This is a genomic window from Enterobacter sp. R4-368, assembly GCF_000410515.1.
GTDB lineage: Bacteria > Pseudomonadota > Gammaproteobacteria > Enterobacterales > Enterobacteriaceae > Kosakonia.
In genome coordinates, this window is sequence record NC_021500.1 from 3,079,761 (window position 1) to 3,101,390 (window position 21,630).

General features: G+C 55.0%; 25 protein-coding genes. 12 read left to right on the forward strand and 13 right to left on the reverse strand.

Annotation, left to right across the window (positions count from 1 at the left end):
• Positions 1-15: 15 nt before the first annotated feature.
• The 7 genes from H650_RS14495 to rhaB all read right to left on the reverse strand — a co-directional run bounded on the left by H650_RS14495 (position 16) and on the right by rhaB (position 8,272).
• Positions 16-1,020 (reverse strand): ABC transporter permease, encoded by a 1,005-nt coding sequence (locus H650_RS14495; RefSeq protein ID WP_020455913.1) that lies wholly within the window; start codon positions 1,018-1,020, stop codon positions 16-18.
• Positions 1,017-2,021 (reverse strand): ABC transporter permease, encoded by a 1,005-nt coding sequence (locus H650_RS14500; RefSeq protein WP_020455914.1) that lies wholly within the window; start codon positions 2,019-2,021, stop codon positions 1,017-1,019. The genes H650_RS14495 and H650_RS14500 overlap by 4 nt, the downstream gene beginning before the upstream one ends.
• Positions 2,021-3,532: a sugar ABC transporter ATP-binding protein gene (locus H650_RS14505; protein WP_020455915.1), complete on the reverse strand. Its 1,512-nt coding sequence runs from the start codon at positions 3,530-3,532 to the stop codon at positions 2,021-2,023. Before H650_RS14505 ends, H650_RS14500 begins: the two co-directional genes overlap by 1 nt.
• 49 nt (positions 3,533-3,581) lie before the next feature.
• Positions 3,582-4,568, reverse strand: a complete 987-nt coding sequence (gene rhaS / locus H650_RS14510) for a rhamnose ABC transporter substrate-binding protein (protein ID WP_020455916.1) — start codon at positions 4,566-4,568, stop codon at positions 3,582-3,584.
• An 82-nt stretch (positions 4,569-4,650) separates the two neighbouring features.
• Positions 4,651-5,481: a rhamnulose-1-phosphate aldolase gene (gene rhaD / locus H650_RS14515; RefSeq protein ID WP_020455917.1), complete on the reverse strand. Its 831-nt coding sequence runs from the start codon at positions 5,479-5,481 to the stop codon at positions 4,651-4,653.
• A gap of 65 nt (positions 5,482-5,546) precedes the next feature.
• Positions 5,547-6,806: an L-rhamnose isomerase gene (gene rhaA, locus H650_RS14520; RefSeq protein WP_020455918.1), complete on the reverse strand. Its 1,260-nt coding sequence runs from the start codon at positions 6,804-6,806 to the stop codon at positions 5,547-5,549.
• Entirely contained in the window at positions 6,803-8,272 is a 1,470-nt protein-coding gene (rhaB, locus tag H650_RS14525) for a rhamnulokinase (RefSeq protein WP_020455919.1), read from the reverse strand. The genes rhaA and rhaB overlap by 4 nt, the downstream gene beginning before the upstream one ends.
• A 299-nt stretch (positions 8,273-8,571) precedes the next feature.
• Here rhaB and rhaS (H650_RS14530) point away from each other — a divergent pair, with 299 nt between their 5' ends.
• Together rhaS (H650_RS14530) and rhaR are read left to right on the forward strand one after the other, a co-directional pair.
• Positions 8,572-9,408 carry an HTH-type transcriptional activator RhaS gene (gene rhaS, locus H650_RS14530; protein ID WP_020455920.1) on the forward strand — a complete coding sequence of 279 codons (837 nt, stop codon included), beginning with the start codon at positions 8,572-8,574 and terminating at the stop codon, positions 9,406-9,408.
• 73 nt (positions 9,409-9,481) lie between these two features.
• A complete protein-coding gene (gene rhaR, locus H650_RS14535; RefSeq protein WP_020455921.1) occupies positions 9,482-10,330 on the forward strand; it encodes an HTH-type transcriptional activator RhaR in 849 nt (282 codons plus the stop codon).
• On the opposite strand, the gene rhaT is transcribed toward rhaR, so the two are convergent.
• Positions 10,331-11,365 carry an L-rhamnose/proton symporter RhaT gene (rhaT, locus tag H650_RS14540; RefSeq protein ID WP_020455922.1) on the reverse strand — a complete coding sequence of 345 codons (1,035 nt, stop codon included), beginning with the start codon at positions 11,363-11,365 and terminating at the stop codon, positions 10,331-10,333.
• 289 nt (positions 11,366-11,654) lie between these two features.
• On the opposite strand from rhaT, the gene sodA reads away from it, so the two are divergent.
• A complete protein-coding gene (gene sodA / locus H650_RS14545) occupies positions 11,655-12,275 on the forward strand; it encodes a superoxide dismutase [Mn] (protein WP_020455923.1) in 621 nt (206 codons plus the stop codon).
• Positions 12,276-12,532: 257 nt separating this feature from the next.
• On the forward strand, positions 12,533-13,516 hold the full coding sequence (gene kdgT / locus H650_RS14550; RefSeq protein WP_020455924.1) for a 2-keto-3-deoxygluconate transporter: 984 nt from the start codon (positions 12,533-12,535) through the stop codon (positions 13,514-13,516).
• A 36-nt stretch (positions 13,517-13,552) separates the two neighbouring features.
• On the opposite strand, the gene H650_RS14555 is transcribed toward kdgT, so the two are convergent.
• A complete protein-coding gene (locus tag H650_RS14555; RefSeq protein ID WP_020455925.1) occupies positions 13,553-14,446 on the reverse strand; it encodes a dihydrodipicolinate synthase family protein in 894 nt (297 codons plus the stop codon).
• A 161-nt stretch (positions 14,447-14,607) separates the two neighbouring features.
• Between H650_RS14555 and yiiM the strand changes: the two genes are divergently transcribed.
• Positions 14,608-15,282 (forward strand): 6-hydroxyaminopurine reductase, encoded by a 675-nt coding sequence (yiiM, locus tag H650_RS14560; RefSeq protein WP_020455926.1) that lies wholly within the window; start codon positions 14,608-14,610, stop codon positions 15,280-15,282.
• Positions 15,283-15,316: 34 nt separating this feature from the next.
• On the opposite strand, the gene cpxA is transcribed toward yiiM, so the two are convergent.
• On the reverse strand, positions 15,317-16,690 hold the full coding sequence (gene cpxA, locus H650_RS14565; protein ID WP_020455927.1) for an envelope stress sensor histidine kinase CpxA: 1,374 nt from the start codon (positions 16,688-16,690) through the stop codon (positions 15,317-15,319).
• Positions 16,687-17,385, reverse strand: coding sequence for an envelope stress response regulator transcription factor CpxR (gene cpxR, locus H650_RS14570; protein ID WP_044489537.1), 699 nt, complete (start codon positions 17,383-17,385; stop codon positions 16,687-16,689). Before cpxR ends, cpxA begins: the two co-directional genes overlap by 4 nt.
• Before the next feature lie 151 nt (positions 17,386-17,536).
• Here cpxR and cpxP point away from each other — a divergent pair, with 151 nt between their 5' ends.
• Positions 17,537-18,040: a cell-envelope stress modulator CpxP gene (gene cpxP / locus H650_RS14575; protein WP_020455929.1), complete on the forward strand. Its 504-nt coding sequence runs from the start codon at positions 17,537-17,539 to the stop codon at positions 18,038-18,040.
• A gap of 176 nt (positions 18,041-18,216) precedes the next feature.
• Here cpxP and H650_RS14580 read toward each other — a convergent pair whose 3' ends face one another.
• Complete coding sequence (locus H650_RS14580; protein WP_020455930.1) at positions 18,217-19,197, reverse strand: phage integrase; 981 nt, start codon at positions 19,195-19,197, stop codon at positions 18,217-18,219.
• Between the two features lie 69 nt (positions 19,198-19,266).
• On the reverse strand, positions 19,267-19,587 hold the full coding sequence (locus H650_RS14585) for a helix-turn-helix domain-containing protein (protein WP_020455931.1): 321 nt from the start codon (positions 19,585-19,587) through the stop codon (positions 19,267-19,269).
• 109 nt (positions 19,588-19,696) lie between these two features.
• Here H650_RS14585 and H650_RS14590 point away from each other — a divergent pair, with 109 nt between their 5' ends.
• The 6 genes from H650_RS14590 to H650_RS14610 all read left to right on the forward strand — a co-directional run bounded on the left by H650_RS14590 (position 19,697) and on the right by H650_RS14610 (position 21,628).
• Positions 19,697-19,978, forward strand: coding sequence for a Cox family DNA-binding protein (locus tag H650_RS14590; protein ID WP_020455932.1), 282 nt, complete (start codon positions 19,697-19,699; stop codon positions 19,976-19,978).
• Between the two features lie 248 nt (positions 19,979-20,226).
• The gene (locus tag H650_RS24680; RefSeq protein WP_233500432.1) at positions 20,227-20,436 is read left to right on the forward strand and encodes a DUF4761 family protein; all 210 of its coding nucleotides are present in this window, start codon (positions 20,227-20,229) and stop codon (positions 20,434-20,436) included.
• The gene (locus tag H650_RS14595) at positions 20,426-20,653 is read left to right on the forward strand and encodes a phage filamentation protein Fil family protein (RefSeq protein WP_020455934.1); all 228 of its coding nucleotides are present in this window, start codon (positions 20,426-20,428) and stop codon (positions 20,651-20,653) included. The genes H650_RS24680 and H650_RS14595 overlap by 11 nt, the downstream gene beginning before the upstream one ends.
• A gap of 88 nt (positions 20,654-20,741) precedes the next feature.
• Positions 20,742-20,960, forward strand: a complete 219-nt coding sequence (locus H650_RS14600) for a hypothetical protein (protein ID WP_020455935.1) — start codon at positions 20,742-20,744, stop codon at positions 20,958-20,960.
• A 10-nt stretch (positions 20,961-20,970) separates the two neighbouring features.
• Entirely contained in the window at positions 20,971-21,198 is a 228-nt protein-coding gene (locus H650_RS14605) for a DUF2732 family protein (protein WP_286141484.1), read from the forward strand.
• 187 nt (positions 21,199-21,385) lie between these two features.
• Positions 21,386-21,628, forward strand: coding sequence for a hypothetical protein (locus H650_RS14610; RefSeq protein WP_020455937.1), 243 nt, complete (start codon positions 21,386-21,388; stop codon positions 21,626-21,628).
• Positions 21,629-21,630: the final 2 nt, after the last annotated feature.

Genomic DNA, 21,630 nt, shown 5'->3' on the forward strand with positions numbered 1-21,630 from the left:
TGTCGCCGGAGGGATTCATAAACGCCTGCGCTGCATCATGCGGCGGGTGATGATCGGCAGCGAAATCACCACAATCAGCATCGCGCCGACGATAATCGACATCACAATGCCCGGCACATTGAGCAGGCTCAGGCCAAAGGTCACCAGCCCCATCAGGAAGGCGGCGATAATCACGCCGACCATGCTGCCGGAACCGCCAAGAATGTTGACGCCGCCGAGCACCGCCATCGTTACCACCGACAGCTCCCAGCCCAGCGCAATCGTCGGGCGCGTGCTGCCCAAACGCGATGTCAGCAGCACCGAGGCCAGACCCGCCATCAGCCCTACCAGCGCGAAGAGGATCAGGTTGTGGCGCTTCACATTGATACCGGAATACCACGCGCCGGTCGGGTTATTGCCGATGGCGTACGTGCGGCGGCCAAAGTTGGTTTTGTGCAGCAGAAAAGCGAACAGCAGCGCCAGCACGATGAACAAGGCAAACTCAAACGACAGTGCGCCCCACACGTAGCCCTGACCAAACCACGCAAAACTCGCAGGCCAGGTGTTAAGCGCCTGATCGCCGAGCAGAATGTAGGTAATGCCGCGATACAGGCTCATGGTGCCGATGGTGATCACAATTGAAGAGAGGTTAAAGCGAGTCACCAGAATGCCGTTGAACAATCCGCACAGCAGCCCAACGCTCAAGCCGACGCACACCAGCAGCGGCGTATCCATACCCGCCTGGGCGCAAAAGCCCATCGCCGTTGAGCTGAGCGCGATGGTGGCGGCGACAGAGAGGTCAATTTCGCGGGCAATGATCAGCATCGCCATCGGCAACACGATGATCGCTTTTTCGGTGAAGTTGAATGTCGCGTCGGAAAGATTCCAGATGTTGAGAAAATAGGGCGATGCGAGGGCGTTCACCACAAACACCGCCAGCGTCACCGCCAGTAAAAACCCTTCCCAGCACAACAAGCGCTTAAAGAACGGTGTCGCGGCAGGGGTATTTTTCACGGGCTCAGAAGTCAATATTTTGCTCATGGTTTCACCGCCTGTTTTTGTCGTGCCAGCGCCGCGTCACGCAGGATCAGGCGGCCTTTGCGTTTGTTACCGCGCTCGTTGAGCAGTACCGCAATCACAATCACCGTGCCGGAAATCGCCATCTGCCAGAACGGCGAAATGCCAATTACCGGCAGTGCGTTATTGATAACGCCGAGGAATAGCGCGCCGAATAAACAGCCGAGCACGCGCCCGGTGCCGCCCATGGTGCTGATGCCGCCAATCACACAGGCGGCAACCACTTGCAGTTCGAACCCGTTAGCCACGTCGACATAAGCCACGGCAAAACGCGAGATCCACAAGTAGCCGCAAAAGCCCGCCAGTGCGCCAGAAAGGCAGAAGCTGACAAACTGCATTTTCCCGGCGTTGATACCGGTGTAATACGCCGCCGTGGCGTTGCCGCCCGCGGTATAGAGCGCTCGTCCGGTGCGGCTGTAACGCAGGAAGTAGCCCACCAGCAGCAATATGGCGATGGCGCACCAGCTCAGTACCGGCAAACCCAGCACTGAAGTTCTCGGCAGGCCGAGAAAATCCGCGCCCATCTGGTTCGAGTTCACCCAGCCGCCGCCGGAGAGCAAAAAGATAATCCCGCGATAAATGCTCATGGTGCCAAGCGTGACGACAATCGCCGGGATACCGAGTTTCCATACCAGCAGGCCATTGATGATGCCCATCACCAGTCCGAGTACCGTTGCCAGTAGCAGCAACGACCAGACAGGCACATCCGGGTGATGGAAATTAATCAGCGCGACAATCATGCCGGTCAGCGCCAGGTTGGCGGCCATCGACAGGTCGATACCTTTGGTGAGCAGCACCATCATTTGCCCGAGGGCGAGAATGATCAGAATGGCGGTGTCGTTGAACATCTCCACCAGGTTGCCAGGGCTGATAAACGAGGGGACACGGCTGCCGATGATAAGCACCAGCAGCACAATAACGCCGCCGAGCAGCGCTTCGCGATGTTTAAGCAGTTGTTGCCACATTATGCTGCCTCCTTCCCGGCACCGCTGGCGGCGCTGACGATGGTTTCCGCCGTCGCTTCACCGGCCTGGTACTCGGCGACCATCAGCCCTTCGTGCATGACGATCACCCGATCGGCCATGCCCATCACTTCCGGCAATTCAGAAGAGACCATAATCACCGCCAGCCCGTGCGCTACCAGTTCCGACATAAACTGGTGTACGGCGGCTTTCGAACCGATATCGATGCCTTTCGTTGGTTCATCGAGGATGATTACGTCCGGATGGGTGGCGAGCCATTTGCCGATCACCACTTTTTGCTGATTGCCGCCGGAGAGGGTTTCCACCGCCTGCTTCCAGCTAAAGGCTTTCACCTGCAAACGGCGGGCGTACTCATCCGCCAGCGCCCACTCTTTGGCCTCGTTAAGCACGCCGTTGCTATTGAGTTTGCTGAGCTGCGGCAGGCTGATGTTCTGGGCAATCGACAGCTCAATGATCGCGCCCTGTTTTTGCCGCTCTTCCGGTACGCAAACAATCCCGGCGTTGATAGCGTCCGCAGGCTGGCGGAAATGCACCGTTCGCCCGTTAAGGATGATCTCGCCAGAAGAGGGACGCGACACGCCGGAAAGTGCCTGCATCAGTTCCGTGCGTCCGGCACCTACCAGGCCGTAAAAGCCGAGGATTTCGCCTTTGCGCAGCGAAAAGTTGATATGGGCAAATTCCGTGGGATGGCATAAATCGCGCACTTCCAGCACGGTTTCGCCGGGTGTGCAGGCCACTTTCGGCCAGCTCTGGTTAATGGCGCGCCCGACCATCATCGCCACCATCCGCTCTTCGGTGATGTCATTAATGGCGCCGGAATCGACATACACTCCGTCGCGCAAAATGGTGTAGTGATCCGCCAGCTCAAAAATTTCATCAAACTTGTGCGAGATAAACAGGATCGCTTTGCCTTCCTGCTTCAGGCGTTCAACGATTTGGTAGAACTCCAGGATCTCATGCTGCGAGAGCGCGGCGGTCGGTTCGTCCAGAATCACCACCTGCGCGTCAAAGGAGAGCGCACGGGCAATCGCCACCATGTGGCGCTGGGCGATACTCAATGTTTTCAGCGTCGCGCGCGGATCAATTTGCACCTCCAGCCGGGTGAGGATCGCCTGTGCTTGCTGGTGCATGGCGGGCCAGTCGAGTTTTTTCAACAGCCCTTTATACAGATACTGCCCAACGAAGATATTTTCGGTGACCGATAACTCGTCAAACAGCACTGTTTCCTGGTGAATAGCGGTGATCCCCACTTTATGCGCCGACTCGGGCGTGGGGAGCGAAATGGGGATCGCTTTGTAGAGTATTTCGCCCTCTTCAGGCTGGTAAATACCGGTCATCACTTTGACCAGCGTGGATTTGCCCGCGCCGTTTTCACCGATCAACGCGGTGACTTTGCCGGGCCAGAGATCGAGCTGTACGTTCTCAAGGGCGCGCACACCGGGAAAAACTTTGGTGATGCCCTTGAGCGACAGCAGAGGGGTGGATGCCGTCATGATAGTTCTCCAGTTTTTGCCCTCTCCCGCAAAAGAGGGCAGGAAGGGATCAGAAAATCTTCGAGAACTTATCAATGTTGCTGGCATCGTAGACAAACGGCTCAGCCATCGCGCCGTTACCGTCGGCGTCGAGTTTCACCTTGCCGAGTTTGCCCATGCTGGCTTCGTCTTTGGTCGCCGTGCCTTTCACCAGATCATCCGCTAAATAGGTGGCGGCATAACCGAGGTCGATCGGGTTCCAGATGGCGAAACTTTTGCTCGCGCCGGACTTAATCGCGCCCGCCATTTCAGACGGCAGCCCTAAACCGGTGACATACACTTTGCCAATCTTGCCCTGGTCTTTTACCGCTTGCGCCGCCGCGACAATGCCGACCGACGATGGCGAAACAATCACTTTCAGGTCCGGATACGATTTCAGCAGGCCGACCGCTTCGCGGTAGCTCTTATCGGAGAGATCGTCGCCATAAGCGACAGTCACCAGGTTAATCGACGGGTACTTCGGCAATACCTTTTTCATCTCCGCAATCCAGATATTCTGGTTGGTGGAGGTGGGTGTGGCGCTAAGAATCGCCACATCGCCTTTTTCAACATTCAGCGCTTTTAGCGCATCGGCGGCCAGTTTGACGTTGGTTTCGCCAATCAGCGCGTTATTCGAGGGGTTGAGGTGGATCTGGCGTCCGGCTTTCGCCACGCCGGAATCCCACGACACCACTTTAATGCCGCGCTGCATCGCTTTTTTCAGCACCGGCACCACGGCATCGGGATCGTTGGCGGAGATGGCGATCGCATCCACCCCCTGGGCGATCAACCCGTTAAGCACTTCGATCTGCGCTTCGGCCGTGGTGGTGGTCGGGCCGGTGTAGATCACTTTGACATCTCCTAGCTCTTTGGCTGCCTCCTGTGCGCCGGTGTTTGCTGCTTCAAAAAAGCCATTACCTAAAGATTTCGCCACGAGGGCGATTTTTACTTCAGCTAAAGCGGAACCGGACAACGCCAGCATGGCAACGGTGAGGATTAAGCTTGCTTTTGTTTTCATTGCTTTTACTCCACGAGAGTTAGTGTTTGTAGGGCTTGCAGGTGAGGATTCGCCCCGTCTCAGTGAGCGGGGCGCGATGTTGTTATGGGTACAGATCTAATGCCGATTGCAGCGGCGTCACGCCAAAGCGTTTACCCAGCGCAATCAACTCTTGCTGCGTGATGGTCTGTTTCATACCGCCCATCGAATAGATTTTTACCAGCACCTCGGCGGATTTCTCGGCGGTGTCGATCAGACCAAACGCTTCATCCAGCGTCGGGCCGCTACCGAACACGCCGTGGAAAGGCCACAGCACCAGCGAATGTTTCTGCATATCTTTGGCGGTCGCCTGGCCGATTTCATCCGTGCCTGGCACCATCCACGGCAGAATGCCAACGCCATCCGGGAACACCACCAGACACTCGGTACTGCCTTCCCACAGTTTGCGGGTAATCAAATCGGCGGAGTTTTCCAGCACGTAGGTCAGCGCAATCAGATTGGTGGCATGACAGTGCATGATCACGCGGTCTTTCCCGCCGGTGGCTTTGATGCGTTCGCAGTGCGACAAAAAGTGCGCCGGTAGCTCTGACGTCGGAACCGCTTCATGCTCCAGCCCCCAGAGAATGTGGTAACCCGCGCCGTCGCTGTCGACTTTCACTACGCCTAAATTTGCTGCCGGATCGAGCTGCACGTTACGGAAAAATTTGCCGGAGCCGGTGACGATAAACGGCGTATTAGCCAGCAGCGGCATCGGCTGGCTGAGGGCGATATAGCGTGGTTTCTGGTGAAAATCAGCGGCGAACGATGTGATGTCTGCCTCATCCAGGCGCAGCGTCAGGTTGCCGCCGTTGCGTTCATCCCAGCCTTTCAGCCAGGCGTCCGAGGTGGCTTTGATCATCCCCTGGACGAACCAGGAATCGGTAATGGTCTGCATAGTCTTCTGTTTCCCGTTTATTGCCCGGTAGCGCTGCGCTTACCGGGCTGATGAATGCGCAGCGATTAGCCACGTTTGCTTAATACGTCTTTCTCATAGGCCCGCACGCTTTCCAGCCACTGGCTACCGGCTGGCGTATCGTGGCGCTGGCAGTACATTTCCCACACCGCCTGCCACGGCAGGGATTTCTGCTCTTCGAGCAGCGCCAGGCGCGCGGTGTAATCACCGTCCGCTTCCAGTTTGCGCAGTTGTTCAACCGGCTCGAGCAGCGCCCGCAGCAGCGCTTTTTTCATGTTGCGCGTACCAATCACCCACGCGGCGATGCGGTTGATGGAGGCGTCGAAGAAGTCGAGCCCGATATGGACGCGATCGAACAGTTTGTGGCGGATAATTTCGCTGGCGATGGCCTGGGTTTCGTCATCCAGCAGCACCACATGGTCGCTGTCCCAGCGTACCGGGCGGCTGACATGCAGCAGCAGACGCGGCACATAGAGCATGGCGGCGGAGATTTTGTCGGAGATAACCTCCGTTGGGTGGAAGTGTCCGGCATCGAGGCACAGCGCGGTCTGGCGGCTGGTGGCGTAACCCATATAGAACTCGTTGGAGCCGACGGTGTAGCTCTCAGCACCGATGCCGAATAACTTACTTTCCACGGCGTCGATATGGTGCGCCGGGTTCAGTTTTTCGCTGATCACCTCATCCAGCGCATTGAGCAGGCGCTGGCGCGGCGCAAGACGGTCAACGGTGACATCTTTCATGCCGTCCGGGATCCAGATATTCATTACCGACGGTGTACCCAGTTGTTCGCCAAAATAAGCGGAAACGCGGCGGCTGGCTTTCACGTGGTCGATCCAGAACTGACGGATCTCGTCGTTAGCGTGGGAAAGCGTGAAGCCATCGGCGCTCAGCGGGTGCGAGAAGCAGGACGGGTTGAAGTCCAGCCCCAGATTGTTGGCTTTTGCCCACTGCACCCAGTTTTGGAAGTGTTCGGGTTTGATTTCATTTCGCGTGACCGGCGTTTCGGCTTCGTGATAAATCGCATGCAGGTTCAGGCGTTTCGGACCTGGGATCAGGCTCAGCGCTTGTTCCAGATCGGCGCGTAATTCCGTGGCGTTGCGCGCTTTGCCCGGATAATTGCCGGTAGCCTGAATGCCGCCGGTCAGGCTGCCTTCCGGGTTTTCGAAACCGGCAACGTCATCGCCCTGCCAGCAGTGCATGGAAACCGGCAGCCTGTCGAGCTGGCGCAGCGCCTCCTCGACATCAATCCCCACAGCGGCGAAACGCTGTTTAGCAATGTCCCAGGCTTGTTCAAGTTGAGTGGTCATGCGCAAAGCTCCTTTGTCTGTCGTTTTTGCTGAAAGCGCGCGACATAGCGGGCGATTTCATTATCAGGATTAGGGGTAAACGTAATCAGTGAGTGGTTAGCTGTGACCAGCTGGCGAAAGTCATCGACGTTGCTTAACTCATCCAGCGTCATCAGTTGCACGCCAATATTGCCCAGCGTCGAGGCTTCCACCGGCCCGGCGACCACCGGTAGCCCGCAGGCATCGGCGCAGAGCTGGTTCAGTAACTGGTTCTGGCAGCCGCCACCGACGATATGCAGGCGGGTAAACGGCTTACCACGCAGGAAAGCCAGTTCGCTCAGCACATCGGCATACAACAGCGCGAGGCTATCGAAGATGCAGCGCGCCAGTTCGGCGGCGTTTTGCGGTACGGGTTGGCCCGCTTCCCGGCAGGCGGCCTGGATTTCGGCACTCATGTTGTCCGGGTTGATAAAGCGATCGTCGTTCGGGTTAATCACGCAGCGGCAGGTAGGGAGCTGCCCGGTGAGGGCGATTAACGCCGGCAAATCGGTGATGTTTTGCTCTTTCAGCACGCGTTGCAGCAGCCACAACCCCATGATGTTTTTCAGCACCCGGTAACGGCCTTCGGCACCGCCTTCGTTGGTGATATTGGCGGCGAGCGCCTCATCGCTGGTGTGCGGGGTTTTGCTCTCAAAACCCATCAGTGACCAGGTGCCGGAAGAGAGATACGCCGCGTCGGGATTTTCCAGCGGTGCGGCGATAACCGCGCTGGCGGTATCGTGGCTGGCGACAGCGACGACCGGAATGGCATTCCCCTGCGGGCAGATCCAGTTGCCGATAACGTTGCCAGGATGGCTTGGCGTGCCAAACCAGCGAGCCGGAACGCCTGCCCAGTTCAGCAGTGATTCATCCCAGTTATCGGTGTTGATATTGACCAGTTGGGTGGTGGTGGCGTTGGTGTATTCCCAGTTGAGATTGCCGGTCAGGCGGTAGCTGAAGTAATCCGGGATCAGCAGTGCGTGGTCGGCCTGTTCGAGCAGGTGCGGTTGCTGTTCTGCCAGTGCGCGCAACTGGTACAGGGTGTTGAAGGGTAAAAACTGAATGCCGCTGCGGCGATAGATATCGGCTTTGCCGGGGTTTTGCAGCGCGCGGTGCATCACGCCATCGGTGCGATTATCGCGGTAGGCAATCGGCAGCCCGACGCGCTGGCCTTCACGATTAACCAGGATGTAATCGACGCCCCAGGTATCAATGCCGATGCTGTCTGGCTGTATGCCTTCGGCGCACACCTTATTCAGACCGAGGCGGATTTCGGCTTCCAGGCTGTCGATATCCCAGCAATCAAAGCCGTCCACTTTTTGCAGACAGTTTACAAAACGGTGCATTTCGCGAAGCGAAAGCGTGCGGTTCTGGCGGTCGTAGCGCGCCAGCATGACGCGTCCGCTGGAGGCGCCTAAATCAACCGCAACACAATGGCGAAAAGTCATGATCGGGTCCTTCTTAGAGTCATTGCGGACAGTCTAAAAAGGGTGCGGCAGTCGTACCTTCTTGCTACTGACAGTGGCGATTTCGCGCTGGCAAGAAAGCAAAGATGAACGTGAGAGAGTTCACAGTTTCCAGTAATCGCGAGGTTTTCAGCCATTGTGACCCTCACCACATTTCCCGATCTTTCCGGCCGTTTCTTGAAAAAACGGCAGGCTATGCGTAAATCGGCGTCGAAAATTTAAGGTGAGGTGGAAAACCCTTAATTACTATTTTGAGAACATTTCTCAAGACCGGGGCCATCATGACCGTACTGCATAGCGTGGATTTTTTTCCGTCAGGTAAATCACCCGTTGCCATTGAACCGCGATTGCCCCAGGCCGCGTTTCCGGAACATCATCATGATTTTCATGAAATTGTGATTGTTGAACACGGTACGGGGATTCATGTGTTCAATGGTCAGCCGTACACCATCAGCGGCGGCACGGTCTGTTTTGTGCGCGATCATGACCGCCATTTGTATGAACATACCGATAATCTCTGCTTGACCAATGTGCTGTACCGCTCGCCGGATGCGTTCCAGTTCCTTGCCGGGTTGAACCAGTTGCTGCCGCAGGAGCAGGATGGGCATTACCCGTCGCACTGGCGGGTAAGCCAGCACACGCTGGGGCAGGTGCGCGGCATCATTAGCCAGATGGAAGAGATGGGTAGTGAAGTGGCAACGCATGACATTGCCAACCGCGAGATCCTGTTTATGCAGTTGCTGGTGTTATTGCGTAAAAGCAGCCAGCAGGAAGATGCGGGCAACAGCGATGCGCGGCTGAACCAGCTTATGCTGTGGCTGGAAGATCACTTCGCGGAGGACATTTGCTGGGAGTCGCTGGCAGAACAGTTCAGCTTGTCGTTGCGTACGCTGCATCGTCAGCTTAAACAGTCCACCGGCATGACGCCGCAGCGCTATTTAAACCGCCTGCGGTTGATTAAAGCGCGCCATATGTTACGCCACAGCGACGAGAGCGTGACGGATATCGCTTTTCGCTGCGGGTTCGGCGACAGTAACCACTTTTCGACGCTGTTTCGCCGCGAGTTTGACTGGTCACCGCGCGATATCCGCCAGGGGCGCGACACGCTGCTTCAGTAACGAGAAGGTTATCACCGATTTTTAGCCGGGCTTCCGTTAATAATGTCAGGTTGTTCACGGCAGAGGTGGCGTTGTGGCTGGTGAGTTAATTCTTCGTAAAGCAGACTTTTTTCCGCGCGCCGGACAGGCGGTCGTGGTGGCCGATCGCTACCCGCAAAATGTCTTTGCTGAACATACGCATGAGTTCTGCGAACTGGTGATGGTGTGGCGCGGCAATGGGTTGCATGTGCTTAATGACCGGCCTTACCGCATTACGCGCGGCGATCTGTTTTATATCCGCGCCGAAGATTGCCACTCTTACGCCTCGGTTAATGACCTGGTGTTGCAGAACATTATCTACTGCCCGGACCGGCTGACGCTGAATCTCGACTGGGCGGCGCATATTCCGGGGCTTAACGGCGCGCCGTCCAACCCGCACTGGCGCATTGGTAGCAGCGGCATGGCGCAGGCGCGGCAGGTGATTACGCAACTGGAACATGAGAGCGCGAAGGACGATCCGCTGGCCAATCTGATGGCGGAAACCCTGTTTGCTCAACTGGTGATGACCCTAAAACGCCACCGTTTCGCCACCGATAACCTTGCCGCGACCCACAGCGAAACGCTGCTGGATAAGCTCATCACCGCGCTTTCCGGCAGCCTGAATCGCAGCTTTGTACTGGAGCATTTTTGTGAACAGGAACAGTGCAGCGAGCGGGCGCTGCGCCAGCAGTTTCGTACTCAAACCGGGATGACCATCAACCACTATTTGCGCCAGTTGCGCATTTGCCACGCCCAATTTTTGTTGCAGCACTCCGAGCAGATGATCAGTGAAATCGCCATGCAGTGTGGCTTTGAGGACAGTAACTACTTTTCGGTGGTATTTAGCCGTGAGGTAGGGATGACGCCAGGTCAGTGGCGTCATCGTAGCCGGGTTGCTGCCTGATTAGCTCGCCATGCCGAGGCCGACGATATTGGCCGCGACAATGATCACCACGCAGCCGAGACTCAGCACACTCACCGGTTGCCGTCCGGCATTCTTCCACTCTTTCAGCACCAGACCGACCAGCCCGCCGCACAGCACATAGAAGCTCATATGCAGCATCCAGCTAATGTAGTCATACTGCCCCGGAATGCTGGCGTGACCCCAGGCGTAGAAGAAGAATTGCAGATACCACATCAGGCCACCCAGTGCCGAAAGCAGGATATTGCTGATAAGCAGCCCTTTTGCCAGCGAGAAGTCGGCTTTTAGCGACAGATCTTTCACTTTTGCCAGCCGGATAAAGCAGAAGCTCAGGTTCACCAGCGCACCACCGCCCATGATCACCACGTAGCTTGGCAATGCGGTATAGAGCGGATCGATACCCAGCGCGGCAGCGGCGTCGTGCATCGGTTTGGCGGCGTTCATCGCAAAAGACATCCCGGCAGAGAACACGCCGCACATCACTGCCAGCGCTAACCCTTTTTTCAGGTTGAACTCTTCGGCTTTGATGCCCATTTTGCGCTCTTTCAACTGACCGGCGCGGGTAACAATGCCAACACCAATCAGCGCCACCAGCACACCCAGCAAGGTCATTCGCCCGCCTTCGGTGTTGATCAGCACATCGAAGTGGCCGTTGAGGATTGGCGTCATCAATGTTCCGACAATCAGCGTAATACCAATGGCGATGCCAATACCCATCGACATGCCTAAGTAGCGCATAGTCAGGCCATAGTTGATGTTACCGATGCCCCACATTGCGCCGAAAAGAAACACCGGCAGCAGCGTTGAGGTGCTAAACGAACTGAAATAAGCCCAAAAATCAGGCAATAACAGCGCGCTGATAGTCCAGGGAAGGATCAACCACGAGACGATGCCGCCGATTGACCACATCGTTTCCCAGGACCACTTTCTTACCTTTTTAAACGGGGCATAGAAACAGGCTGCACTGGCCGCACCTATCAAATGCCAAAAAATACCCATCGTAATCGCGTTACTCATTTCACAATCCTCTTTGTTTTTATCGCCGGGATACGAGCAGCCGACCCGATGAGTGTAAAAATCGGTCAGAAGATTAACCTTGAGGCGTTTGCCGCGTTGCGTTGCAGGCTGGCAATGAGCACGTGATGAGGGTGAGCGGCTTCACAATTTCAATAACATAACCAAAAGTTATAACCTTATTAAAACTACGGCATTGATAAACATTTTCAATATCATTTAATTAACTATAATGAACCAACTGCTTACGCGGCGTTAACACAATAGCCGCTTACCCTTAATGGAGATGAATATGAGCTATACACTGCCCGCTCTGCCGTATGCATACGATGCCCTCGAACCGCATTTCGACAAGCAGACGATGGAAATCCATCACACTAAACATCACCAGACTTACGTGAACAACGCAAACGCCGCGCTGGAAAGCCTGCCGGAGTTCGCGAGCCTGCCGGTTGAAGAGCTGATCACCAAACTGGACCAGCTGCCAGCCGACAAAAAAACCGTACTGCGTAACAACGCAGGCGGCCACGCTAACCACAGCCTGTTCTGGAAAGGCCTGAAAAAAGGCACCACCTTGCAGGGCGATCTGAAAGCCGCTATCGAGCGTGATTTCGGTTCCGTGGACAATTTCAAAGCGGAATTCGAAAAAGCAGCGGCGACTCGCTTTGGTTCCGGCTGGGCATGGCTGGTGCTGAAAGGCGACAAACTGGCTGTGGTTTCTACCGCTAACCAGGATTCCCCGCTGATGGGTGAAGCGATCTCTGGCGCGTCCGGTTTCCCGATTCTGGGCCTGGATGTGTGGGAACACGCTTACTACCTGAAATTCCAGAACCGCCGCCCGGACTACATTAAAGAGTTCTGGAACGTGGTGAACTGGGACGAAGCTGCTGCGCGTTTCGCTGCGAAAAAATAAGCCGCTTTCGTCCACGCCGTAGTGCGTGATTCGAAGCCCCGCCAGGCGTTGCCGGTGGGGCTTTTTTATTCCTTTTTGGCTGCCAGAAATCAAAAGGAACGCTGATCCTAAAATAATGAAATAATGTTTTGTTATGGTTGTTTGATCACTTTTCTCGCATCAATCCGGGTCTACCCTCTCTTCATCCGCGCGGCTGTTGTTCCGTTCAACCGGAGTGCCTGCGCCATAAAAATCGAACGGTTTTTACAGGTGAAGATATGCAAATCAAGCGTGCAATAGAGAAAATCCCTGGCGGGATGATGTTGGTTCCATTGTTCATCGGTGCTCTGTGCCACACTTTTGCGCCCGGCGCAGGGAAATACTTCGGTTCATTCACTAACGGCATGATTACCGGCACGGTGCCGATCCTTGCGGTGTGGTTTTTTTGCATGGGCGCGTCGATCAAACTGAGCGCGACCGGTACGGTGCTGCGTAAATCCGGCACGCTGGTGGTGACGAAAATCGTGATCGCCTGGGTGGTGGCGGCTATCGCGTCGCGGTTGATTCCGGAACATGGCGTGGAAGCGGGTTTTTTTGCCGGCTTATCGACGCTGGCGCTGGTGGCATCGATGGATATGACCAACGGCGGGTTGTACGCCTCCATCATGCAGCAGTACGGCACCAAAGAGGAGGCCGGGGCATTTGTGCTGATGTCGCTGGAATCCGGCCCATTGATGACGATGATTATTCTCGGCACAGCCGGTATCGCTTCTTTTGAACCGCATGTGTTTGTTGGTGCGGTGCTGCCATTCCTCGTGGGGTTTGCGCTGGGTAATCTCGACCCGGAACTGCGCGAGTTCTTCAGCAAGGCGGTGCAGACGTTGATTCCGTTCTTCGCTTTCGCGCTTGGCAACACCATCGATTTAAGCGTGATTGCGCAAACCGGGCTGCTGGGGATTTTGCTGGGCGTCGCGGTGATTGTGATCACCGGGATCCCGCTGATTATTGCCGACAAACTGATTGGCGGCGGTGACGGAACAGCGGGTCTGGCGGCTTCCAGTTCGGCTGGTGCTGCGGTGGCAACGCCGGTGCTGATTGCTGAAATGGTGCCGGACTTCAAAGCGATGGCGCCAGCGGCGACGGCGCTGGTGGCGACATCGGTGATCGTTACCTCGATCCTGGTGCCGATTTTGACGTCTGTCTGGTCACGAAAAGTGAAAGGGGCGGAAGCGGACATGTCGCTACGCAACACCGTGAAATAACGAAATGAGGCCGACCTTTACAGGTCGGCTTTTGCATTAGCGGATAGCAAAAACGGTGTCGATAATGTTGCACTGATCTTCAGTGAGGGCACCGCCGAAGTTACGGGCGACGGGGGTGCAGTAACCAAACTTGCGCGCTACCACGGTTTTGATGGTGGTAACAAAATCGTCGCCGATGCTGTAGATGGCCATAAATTTGCCGATCTCTTGCTGCACCTGATGCAGCGTTGCCAAATCACTTTGTCGCCACGCCTCCCGCGCTTTAACAAACAGCTCCGGCATCACGTTGTTTAAGCCTGAAATCACGCCAGCGCCGCCCGCCAGCAAAGTAGGAATGAAATACTCGTCGTAACCGCACAACACTGCGAAATCATCGCGCACGTTTTTGGTTGCCAGAATCATATTGCGGGTGTGCGACTGGCAATCAACGGTGTCTTTAATGCCGGCAAAATCGGGGAATTCGGCGGCCAGCGCCGCGACCAGCTCGGGTGTTAAATCACAGCCGGTGCGCGCCGGGAAGTTATAGGCAAACCATTTGCCGCTGATCGCTTTGCCCAGCGCGCGAAAGTAGCTTAAAAGCTGGTTGCTGGTTTGCCCATAGTAATAAGGCGGCAGCACCATCACGGCTTCATAGCCGGTGCGGTAGGCTTCATCAGCCATCCACAGGATGTCGTTAAAACAGGTGGAAGAGACGTTAGCCACCATCGAAATGGGCGACATTCCGCGCGCTTCACGAATCAACATTATTCGTTCATCCAGTGTGAAAGAGGCGAACTCGCCGATACTGCCCATTAGCAATACCACGTCGATTTTCGCCGCCGTCAGGCGGGTAAGATGCTGTTTTAATCCATTGAGATCGATGTTGCTTTCACTGTCCATCGGCGTGATGGAAGGACACCAGACGCCGGAAAAAGGGGTTGTTTGCGTCACTTCACTGCCTCCTCGATTAATGAAATCATGTTTCAAAAGCGTAAGGTAAGTGATAGCACGGCACAGCGGCGCGCATGTGCATGAATGTCTCATTTTTGCAGGTTTGGTCTGAGCTCAATTGTGGTGTAATACCGTGATGAACGAAGCCTGTTGGAGGGAATATGCAACATCCGGTTGAAGTATTTGTAGGAAAAATAAGGGATTATCAGGGCAGCCGACCGAGCGCCATCGCAAAATTGCAGGTTGAAGGCGAACTCACGCTAACCGAAACCGGTATCGCCGGGGACGAGCAGGCGGAGAAAAGTTACCACGGCGGGACAGATCGCGCGTTGTGCCACTACCCGCGAGAACACTATGCTCACTGGGCGCAGATGTTTCCGCAGCAGGCGGCCTTATTTTGCGCGCCCGCATTTGGCGAGAATCTTTCCACCAGCGGTCTGACAGAAAAAAACGTCTTTATCGGCGATATTTTTCGCTGGGGCGACGCGCTGATCCAGGTGACGCAACCGCGTTCGCCCTGTTTCAAACTCAATTTCCACTTTGGCATCAGCGACATGTCAACGCAGATGCAGTCCAGCGGCCGTACTGGCTGGCTTTATCGGGTGATTGCGGGCGGCAATGTATCGGCGGAAGCGCCGCTGGAGCTGGTTTCACGTGTGAGCGATGTCAGCGTCTATGACGCGGCGGCGATAGCCTGGTTTCAGCCGTTTGATGATGAGCAATATCATCGCTTGCTGTCGGCCGCCGGGTTGTCGGCGAGCTGGACACGTACGATGCAAAAGCGGCGTTTGAGCGGCAAGATTGAAGATAATTCACGCAGGTTGTTGGGGAAATAAAACGCCCCCTCCGGTGAGCGGAGAGGGCGAGTTATTAAACGCGTTTATATAACGGCAGCCATATCGTCAGGCGTAACCCGCCGAGCGGGCTGTCGTCTGCTTTTACCCAGCCGCGATGCTGCTGAATAGCGGTTTCGACAATCGCCAGGCCAAGGCCCGTGCCGCCGGACTCGCGATCGCGCGCTTCGTCGGTACGGTAGAACGGGCGGAAAATCTGTTCCCTGTCTTCCGGGCTGACGCCGGGGCCGTCATCGTCCACGTTAATGGTGATGCCGTCTTTATCCACCGCGAAACTGACTTCGATTTTGCTGTGTGAGTAGCGCAGCGCATTGCGCACGATGTTTTCGACCGCACTTTCCAGCGCGCTCGGGTTACCGTACAGCGGCCACGGGCCCGGCGGGAAGTTGACGGTCAGGGATTTACCCATCTGCTCCGCTTCAAACGCTGCGTTATCCAGCACCTCATTCCACATTTGATTGGCTTTCACCGTTTCGCTGACCAGCGCGTTTTTCTGCTGATTGCGCGACATGACCAGCAGATCGTTGATCATGCTGTCCAGCCGCTGCGCTTCAGTTTCAATGCGTTCCAGCTCTTTGCTTTCGCCGCTGCGGCGACGCAGCAGTGCGGTGCCGAGCTGTAAGCGTGTGAGCGGTGTACGCAGTTCGTGCGAGATGTCGGAAAGCAGGCGCTGCTGCGCGGTCATCATGCGTTCGAGCGCCGTCACCATCTGGTTGAAACTGGCGCCGGCGGCCAGAAACTCCTGCGGCCCGGATTCCAGTTCCGGATGCTGCCGCAAGTTGCCTTGCGCCACTTCATCCGCCGCATTTTTCAACTTACGCGCCGGTTTCGCCAGGCTCCACGCCAGCCACAACAGCAGCGGCGAGCTGATCAGCATGGTGACAATCAGCAACAATAACGGGCGGTCAAACAACAGGTTGATAAAGTCAGATTGCGAACTGCTGGCGGGACGAATCAGATAGAGCTGGTAATTGTCTTCCCCGTCACGCACGGAGAAGGGCCCTACCATTTCGACCCGGCCATATTTTTTCTTCTGCGGATGGTCGGAGTTGTCCGCCTGGCCGATGAAGTTACGGATGATCTGCATCTCGTTGCGTTCGGCGCCAATGACGCGCCCTTCGCTGGTCACCAGCAGCAGACGTTGACCCGGCGGCGCCCATTTGTCGATGGCGCGGAAAAGCCTGCGCCACCACATCAGGTCGTTCGGCGGGTCGTTCGACAGTTCCGCTTCAACATGCTGTTCAATCATCACGCCCTGGCGCTGCTCGCTGTCCAGCAACTCCGTCATCTGACGGGAGTCCAGCTTCGGCACCATCAACACCAGCATCAATACCAGCGCCAGCGTTAACCAGAAAATGGCAAAGATGCGGGCGGTCAAACTTCCTATCATGAAGCGGACACCATCAGATAACCGCGGCCGCGCAGGGTTTTAAACCACGGGTGCCCATCTTTACGCTCCGGCAGTTTGCGGCGCAGATTGGAAATGTGCATATCAATAGCGCGGTCGAACGGCGTTAAACGTTTACCCAGCACTTCCTGGCTCAGATGTTCACGCGATACTACCTGACCTAAATGTTGAGCCAGCAAGTAAAGCAGGGTGAATTCGGTGCCGGTCAGTTCCAGCGCCTGGCCTTCAAAGCTGGCTTCCTGACGACCCGGATTAAGACTCAGCGCGTCCACTTCAAGAGTAGGCGAGCCGTTATCGGTGCTTTGCTGCTGTTCGCTCCAGTGCGAGCGGCGCAAGATTGCGCGAATACGCGCGACTAATTCACGATCGTTAAACGGTTTTGGCAAATAGTCATCCGCGCCCAGCTCAAGGCCAAGAACGCGATCGAGTTCGCTGCCGCGTGCGGTCAGCATAATGACCGGTGTCTGGTGTGTCTGGCGTAGCTCTTTAAGTGTGTCGATGCCGTTTTTCTTCGGCATCATGACATCAAGCAAAAGCAGGTCGATGCTGTCGTCGAGGAGGTCGAGCGCCTGCTCCCCGTCATGGGCAACGAGCACATTGAAACCTTCCATGTCGAGTAGCTCCTTTAACAAGGAAGTAAGCTCTCGGTCATCATCTACTAAAAGGATTTTATTCATTGTTTAAATACCTCCGAGGCAGAAATTACGTCATCGAGACTTGCTAATCCATGACTTTACGTTGTTTTACACCCCCTGACGCATGTTTGCAGCCTGAATCGTAGACTGATTATCGTTGAATCGTGAGACGAAAAGGTTACTGGAGTAAATGATGCGCATCGTTACCGCTGCCGTCATGGCCTCAACGCTGGCGTTTAGCACCGTTAGCCAGGCTGCTGACGTCGTAACAGGCGATAACTGGCACCCGATTGATGGGTTTGCACAGCGTAGTGTTCAGAGCCATATGTTCGACGGTATTAATTTAACCGAACATCAGCGTCAGCAGATGCGGGATTTAATGAGACAGGCGCGGCACGACCAGCCTCCTGTTAATGTTAGCGAAATGGAGACAATGCATCGCCTTGTCACCGCAGAAAATTTTGATGAAAACGCTGTGCGCGCTCAGGCAGAAAAAATGGCGCAGGAGCAAGTCGCTCGTCAGGTTGAAATGGCGAAAGTCCGCAACCAGATGTACAACCTGCTGACGCCGGAGCAGCAAGCGGTTTTAAACCAGAAGCACCAGCAGCGGATGACGCAACTGCGCGAAGTGGCGCAGATGCAGCAAAGTTCTCCGTCGATGGTTATGAGTAGCAGTAGTACCCGGCATTACCAGTAACAAACCCTGTTTTCCTTGCCATAGACACCATCCCTGTCTTCCCCCACATGATGTGGGGGTTTTTTTTGTCAGGTATTTCGGGAAACCCCTTCTAAATCAGTACCCGCTGCAACCGCATTAAGCGGCTACAACGGATTACTGACCTCAACGGCGTAGACAAAACGTAGACAACATTGTCACACCGCAACCCCACCGCCAAGCGGGTTTAACGTCACCGCATGTTGCAGATAATCCGGCGCGAGATGAGCATAAACCATCGTTTGCTGAATGCTCGCATGGCCAAGAATCTGCTGTAACGCGATGATGTTCCCACCGTTCATCATAAACCAGCTGGCGAACGTGTGCCGTAGCACATGCGTTGCCTGCCCGCGCGGCAAGTCTGGTTTCACCTGCCGCAGCCGTTCACAGAAGTTTTCATAATCGACTTTGAACAATGGCCCGGTTTCCCGGGTCCTGATCTCATTTTCCAGCGCTGCCGATATGGGAACCGTGCGGTTTTTTCCGTTTTTGGTTTTCAGGAACGTCACGCGACCGTGAATAATCTGTTCAGCGCGTAGCGTGCTGCCTTCACCCCAGCGCGCGCCGGTACTCAGGCAAAGCAACGCAACGCGGCGCTCGTCGCCGGTGAGCGTGTCAAGCAACTGGCCGATCTCAGGTTTGGTTAGATAGGTCATGGCCGCCGGGGTTTCTTTCAGTGGTTCAAGGCCTTTGAGGGGGTTTTCTTGTCTGAATTCTTCCAGCTTTATCAACGTGCTAAACATGCCGGAAAGGCGGTACATGTCGCGATTGATCGTGGACGCGCTAATGCCGTCCGCCAGGCGTAAGCCGCGATGCTGCGCCAGCGTGCGCTTGCTGAGACGGTTAACCGCAGGATCACCGAGCGCGGTTATCGTTTTCAGCAAATGCCGTTTTTCAATTTCGCCATTTTCCTGCGCCTGCCCGTACAGCAACCACCATGCATCAAGCAATTCGCCTAATGTCCGGCGATCTACGTTCGCGCCCAGCCACTCTTTTTTATCCGCGTTAGCCATCACGTAACGCGCAAAAAGCACGGCCTCGTGTTTCTTCTCAAACCGCCTGCGGATGCGCTTTCCGTTGCGCCCGCGAGGCCAAATGTCTACCTGATATTGACCACCTTCGAGCTTCTTAATCGACATAGCGAAGCCCTCCGGTACTGCTACAGATCGAATGGCTTTCTATCCATTCGATGAATGCGTAATGAAGTGTTAACCAGTCTTGCGGCCTGAGCGGTGAGAAATTTCTCTGCTTTGCCCATCAGGGGAGAGAACCGGTTCAATCTGTCCGGCTTCAGGTATGGTGGTATCAGTCATTAACCAGAGCGTATATTTTGCAAAGCGAGGATGTTGGGTGATTTTCAATAATATCTCGCTGCCGACTCCCTCTCTCCTTCCCATTTCATAGTGTTTTTGCGTGCCTGAAGGAATACCTGTCAATTCAAAGAATTGCGTCCTCGATAAACCTTCTGCATCCCTTATCGCACGAATCTTTTGCCCAATAGCAGTTGACTGGGTCTCATTTGATACCATATGCTTCTCCTTGTTGGGTCTCAATTGATACCATTGAAACAAGCAAACGGCGCGCACAGTACCCCTGAACGAGTTGTAAGCCGCCGAACACCAAAGGAGATTATTGCACATGCAGAGGGAACATCAGGAGAGTTACATTCAGCTTAAACATCCGATTGATGCAGTACCCGCCGCAAAATTTGCAGAAATGATCGGCAAGACGGCTAAGGCTGTGACCAATATGGTTGGCGAAGGAAAGTTGCCGGTCATTCCAATGAAGAACCCGGACGCGCTAACAGGACGCGCAGAAAACTGGGTATACCTGCCTGAGTTCAACCGCGCAATGCGTGACGCTTTCTACAACCGCCCCAAAGAACAGCGCGACGCCTGGCTGCTCTGGATTGGTCTGTGAGGGTTAGCTATGTGCCTTTTATTATCACCTCAGCTTTCCACCGGGCAGCGGGCCACGTTTCGCAGACGTCACCGGCTTCACCATCCGGGAAATATCGAAAATAATTATTTAGTCGATATGCAAAAAGGGCTCGTTATTAAAACCGAACGCGGTGTATTTATAATAACGAATAAAAAACTTATCAATAAAGCAATTAAATCTATTTCACACGATGTTGATAGCCAGCAATTAAAAGAGGGGAAATAGGAATGACTATATCTTCTAAGTTAATTAAGTTAGGTCGCCACGCTTATTTATATCGCGGGTTCACGATTCAGGAATGTCCGCGCAATCCTTTCACGCAGAGAGCGTCTTACACTATTTCCAGCGGCGGGAATCACTACGGGCGTGATTTCGCGCTTGCCGACGCGATCAGAACCGTTGATAACATTTGCCGGGGTGGCAGCTATGCAAAGTGAATGCCCGTCGATGGCAAGCCTGCTGCGCCACGGCTGCAAAGTGACGCACTTCAAAAACTCACGCGGCTGGATTGAAACGCCAGACGGAAGATTTTTTAAACCCGAACCGACGCGCGTGCAATTTATCAAGGAAAGGAATAAGCCGTTTATTTATGCCGGGAAAATAAAAAAGGGGGCTTTACGCATGTTGCTCGAATTATTTAAAAAGGCGATCTAACCCATTCGATTTTTAACCATCATTTTTGTATTACCGTCATTTTTAAATATGACGGCGGTTAAACTCATCTGATTAAGAGGGATGCACCGTGACCGTACTGTCAAAACGCGACCAGCTTAATTTTATTTTGCATAAATTAATTCCGGCCATCGTCGAAGAGGGGATGACCATCAAAACCCGGCACGATGGCGAAGTGACTTTTAAAGCCACCGATCCCGCCGTCATGGAATTTATCGACGCAACCCGCACACGCATCAGCAACCAGTTGCAACGCGCTGCCGCGCCTTCCTCGCCATATGGAGCATGACGACATGCAAATGAGAAATAGCGAAAAGCGGAAATTTCAGGTGGCGAGTCCATCCCTCAGCCGCCTGCCGGAGCACACACGCAAAGAAGAGCGCCTGCGCTGCGGCGATGTGACTGCCAACTCGCTGGCGCTTCTTGCAACGCATACCAGCGACAGCGCGCTGAACAGCACAGAAGCCGGCGAGCTGCTGCGCGCCACGGCTGAGGCTATCCGCAACGAAGTCAGGGAGCCGATCTGATGGAAATCGCCGTTTTGCTGGCTGGCGTGCTCCTGTGCGGCATCAGCATCGCGCTGATCTGCTGGATGGAAAAACACAGGGGCTGACCATGCCGGACGCCATCGACTTAGTGCAACAACGCGGGCAGAAGAGACGCGCAAAAAAGCCGGGGAAGTGATCGGCGTGATGGATAACAAGGAGGTTTTTGATGGCCGGATTAACCGAGCTTTTAAAAGAAATCGGTGATGAAAATTTGTCGTTTCAGACGCTTCACCAGTCTGTAACTGGTGAAGCGAAAAAACGTAACGGTGACACTGAAGTGAAATTCGTCGCCACCGGCATCAGGCCGGGGGATCTGTATGACCGCCTGAAAAAAACCGCGGTCATTGTGTGGATGGACGCTGACAAATTCGATGCCGCGCTGCTGAGTCTTCAGAATAAGGCTGATTAGTC

Excerpts from the sequence above, each read along its gene's own strand:
- H650_RS14495 (WP_020455913.1), bottom strand. The coding sequence starts at position 1,020 with ATGAGCAAAATATTGACTTCTGAGCCCGTGAAAAATACCCCTGCCGCG.
- H650_RS14500 (WP_020455914.1), bottom strand. The coding sequence starts at position 2,021 with ATGTGGCAACAACTGCTTAAACATCGCGAAGCGCTGCTCGGCGGCGTT.
- H650_RS14505 (WP_020455915.1), bottom strand. The coding sequence starts at position 3,532 with ATGACGGCATCCACCCCTCTGCTGTCGCTCAAGGGCATCACCAAAGTT.
- rhaS (WP_020455916.1), bottom strand. The coding sequence starts at position 4,568 with ATGAAAACAAAAGCAAGCTTAATCCTCACCGTTGCCATGCTGGCGTTG.
- rhaD (WP_020455917.1), bottom strand. The coding sequence starts at position 5,481 with ATGCAGACCATTACCGATTCCTGGTTCGTCCAGGGGATGATCAAAGCC.
- rhaA (WP_020455918.1), bottom strand. The coding sequence starts at position 6,806 with ATGACCACTCAACTTGAACAAGCCTGGGACATTGCTAAACAGCGTTTC.
- rhaB (WP_020455919.1), bottom strand. The coding sequence starts at position 8,272 with ATGACTTTTCGCCATTGTGTTGCGGTTGATTTAGGCGCCTCCAGCGGA.
- rhaS (WP_020455920.1), top strand. The coding sequence starts at position 8,572 with ATGACCGTACTGCATAGCGTGGATTTTTTTCCGTCAGGTAAATCACCC.
- rhaT (WP_020455922.1), bottom strand. The coding sequence starts at position 11,365 with ATGAGTAACGCGATTACGATGGGTATTTTTTGGCATTTGATAGGTGCG.
- sodA (WP_020455923.1), top strand. The coding sequence starts at position 11,655 with ATGAGCTATACACTGCCCGCTCTGCCGTATGCATACGATGCCCTCGAA.
- kdgT (WP_020455924.1), top strand. The coding sequence starts at position 12,533 with ATGCAAATCAAGCGTGCAATAGAGAAAATCCCTGGCGGGATGATGTTG.
- yiiM (WP_020455926.1), top strand. The coding sequence starts at position 14,608 with ATGCAACATCCGGTTGAAGTATTTGTAGGAAAAATAAGGGATTATCAG.
- cpxA (WP_020455927.1), bottom strand. The coding sequence starts at position 16,690 with ATGATAGGAAGTTTGACCGCCCGCATCTTTGCCATTTTCTGGTTAACG.
- cpxR (WP_044489537.1), bottom strand. The coding sequence starts at position 17,385 with ATGAATAAAATCCTTTTAGTAGATGATGACCGAGAGCTTACTTCCTTG.
- cpxP (WP_020455929.1), top strand. The coding sequence starts at position 17,537 with ATGCGCATCGTTACCGCTGCCGTCATGGCCTCAACGCTGGCGTTTAGC.
- H650_RS14580 (WP_020455930.1), bottom strand. The coding sequence starts at position 19,197 with ATGTCGATTAAGAAGCTCGAAGGTGGTCAATATCAGGTAGACATTTGG.
- H650_RS14585 (WP_020455931.1), bottom strand. The coding sequence starts at position 19,587 with ATGGTATCAAATGAGACCCAGTCAACTGCTATTGGGCAAAAGATTCGT.
- H650_RS14590 (WP_020455932.1), top strand. The coding sequence starts at position 19,697 with ATGCAGAGGGAACATCAGGAGAGTTACATTCAGCTTAAACATCCGATT.
- H650_RS24680 (WP_233500432.1), top strand. The coding sequence starts at position 20,227 with ATGACTATATCTTCTAAGTTAATTAAGTTAGGTCGCCACGCTTATTTA.
- H650_RS14595 (WP_020455934.1), top strand. The coding sequence starts at position 20,426 with ATGCAAAGTGAATGCCCGTCGATGGCAAGCCTGCTGCGCCACGGCTGC.
- H650_RS14605 (WP_286141484.1), top strand. The coding sequence starts at position 20,971 with ATGAGAAATAGCGAAAAGCGGAAATTTCAGGTGGCGAGTCCATCCCTC.
- H650_RS14610 (WP_020455937.1), top strand. The coding sequence starts at position 21,386 with ATGGCCGGATTAACCGAGCTTTTAAAAGAAATCGGTGATGAAAATTTG.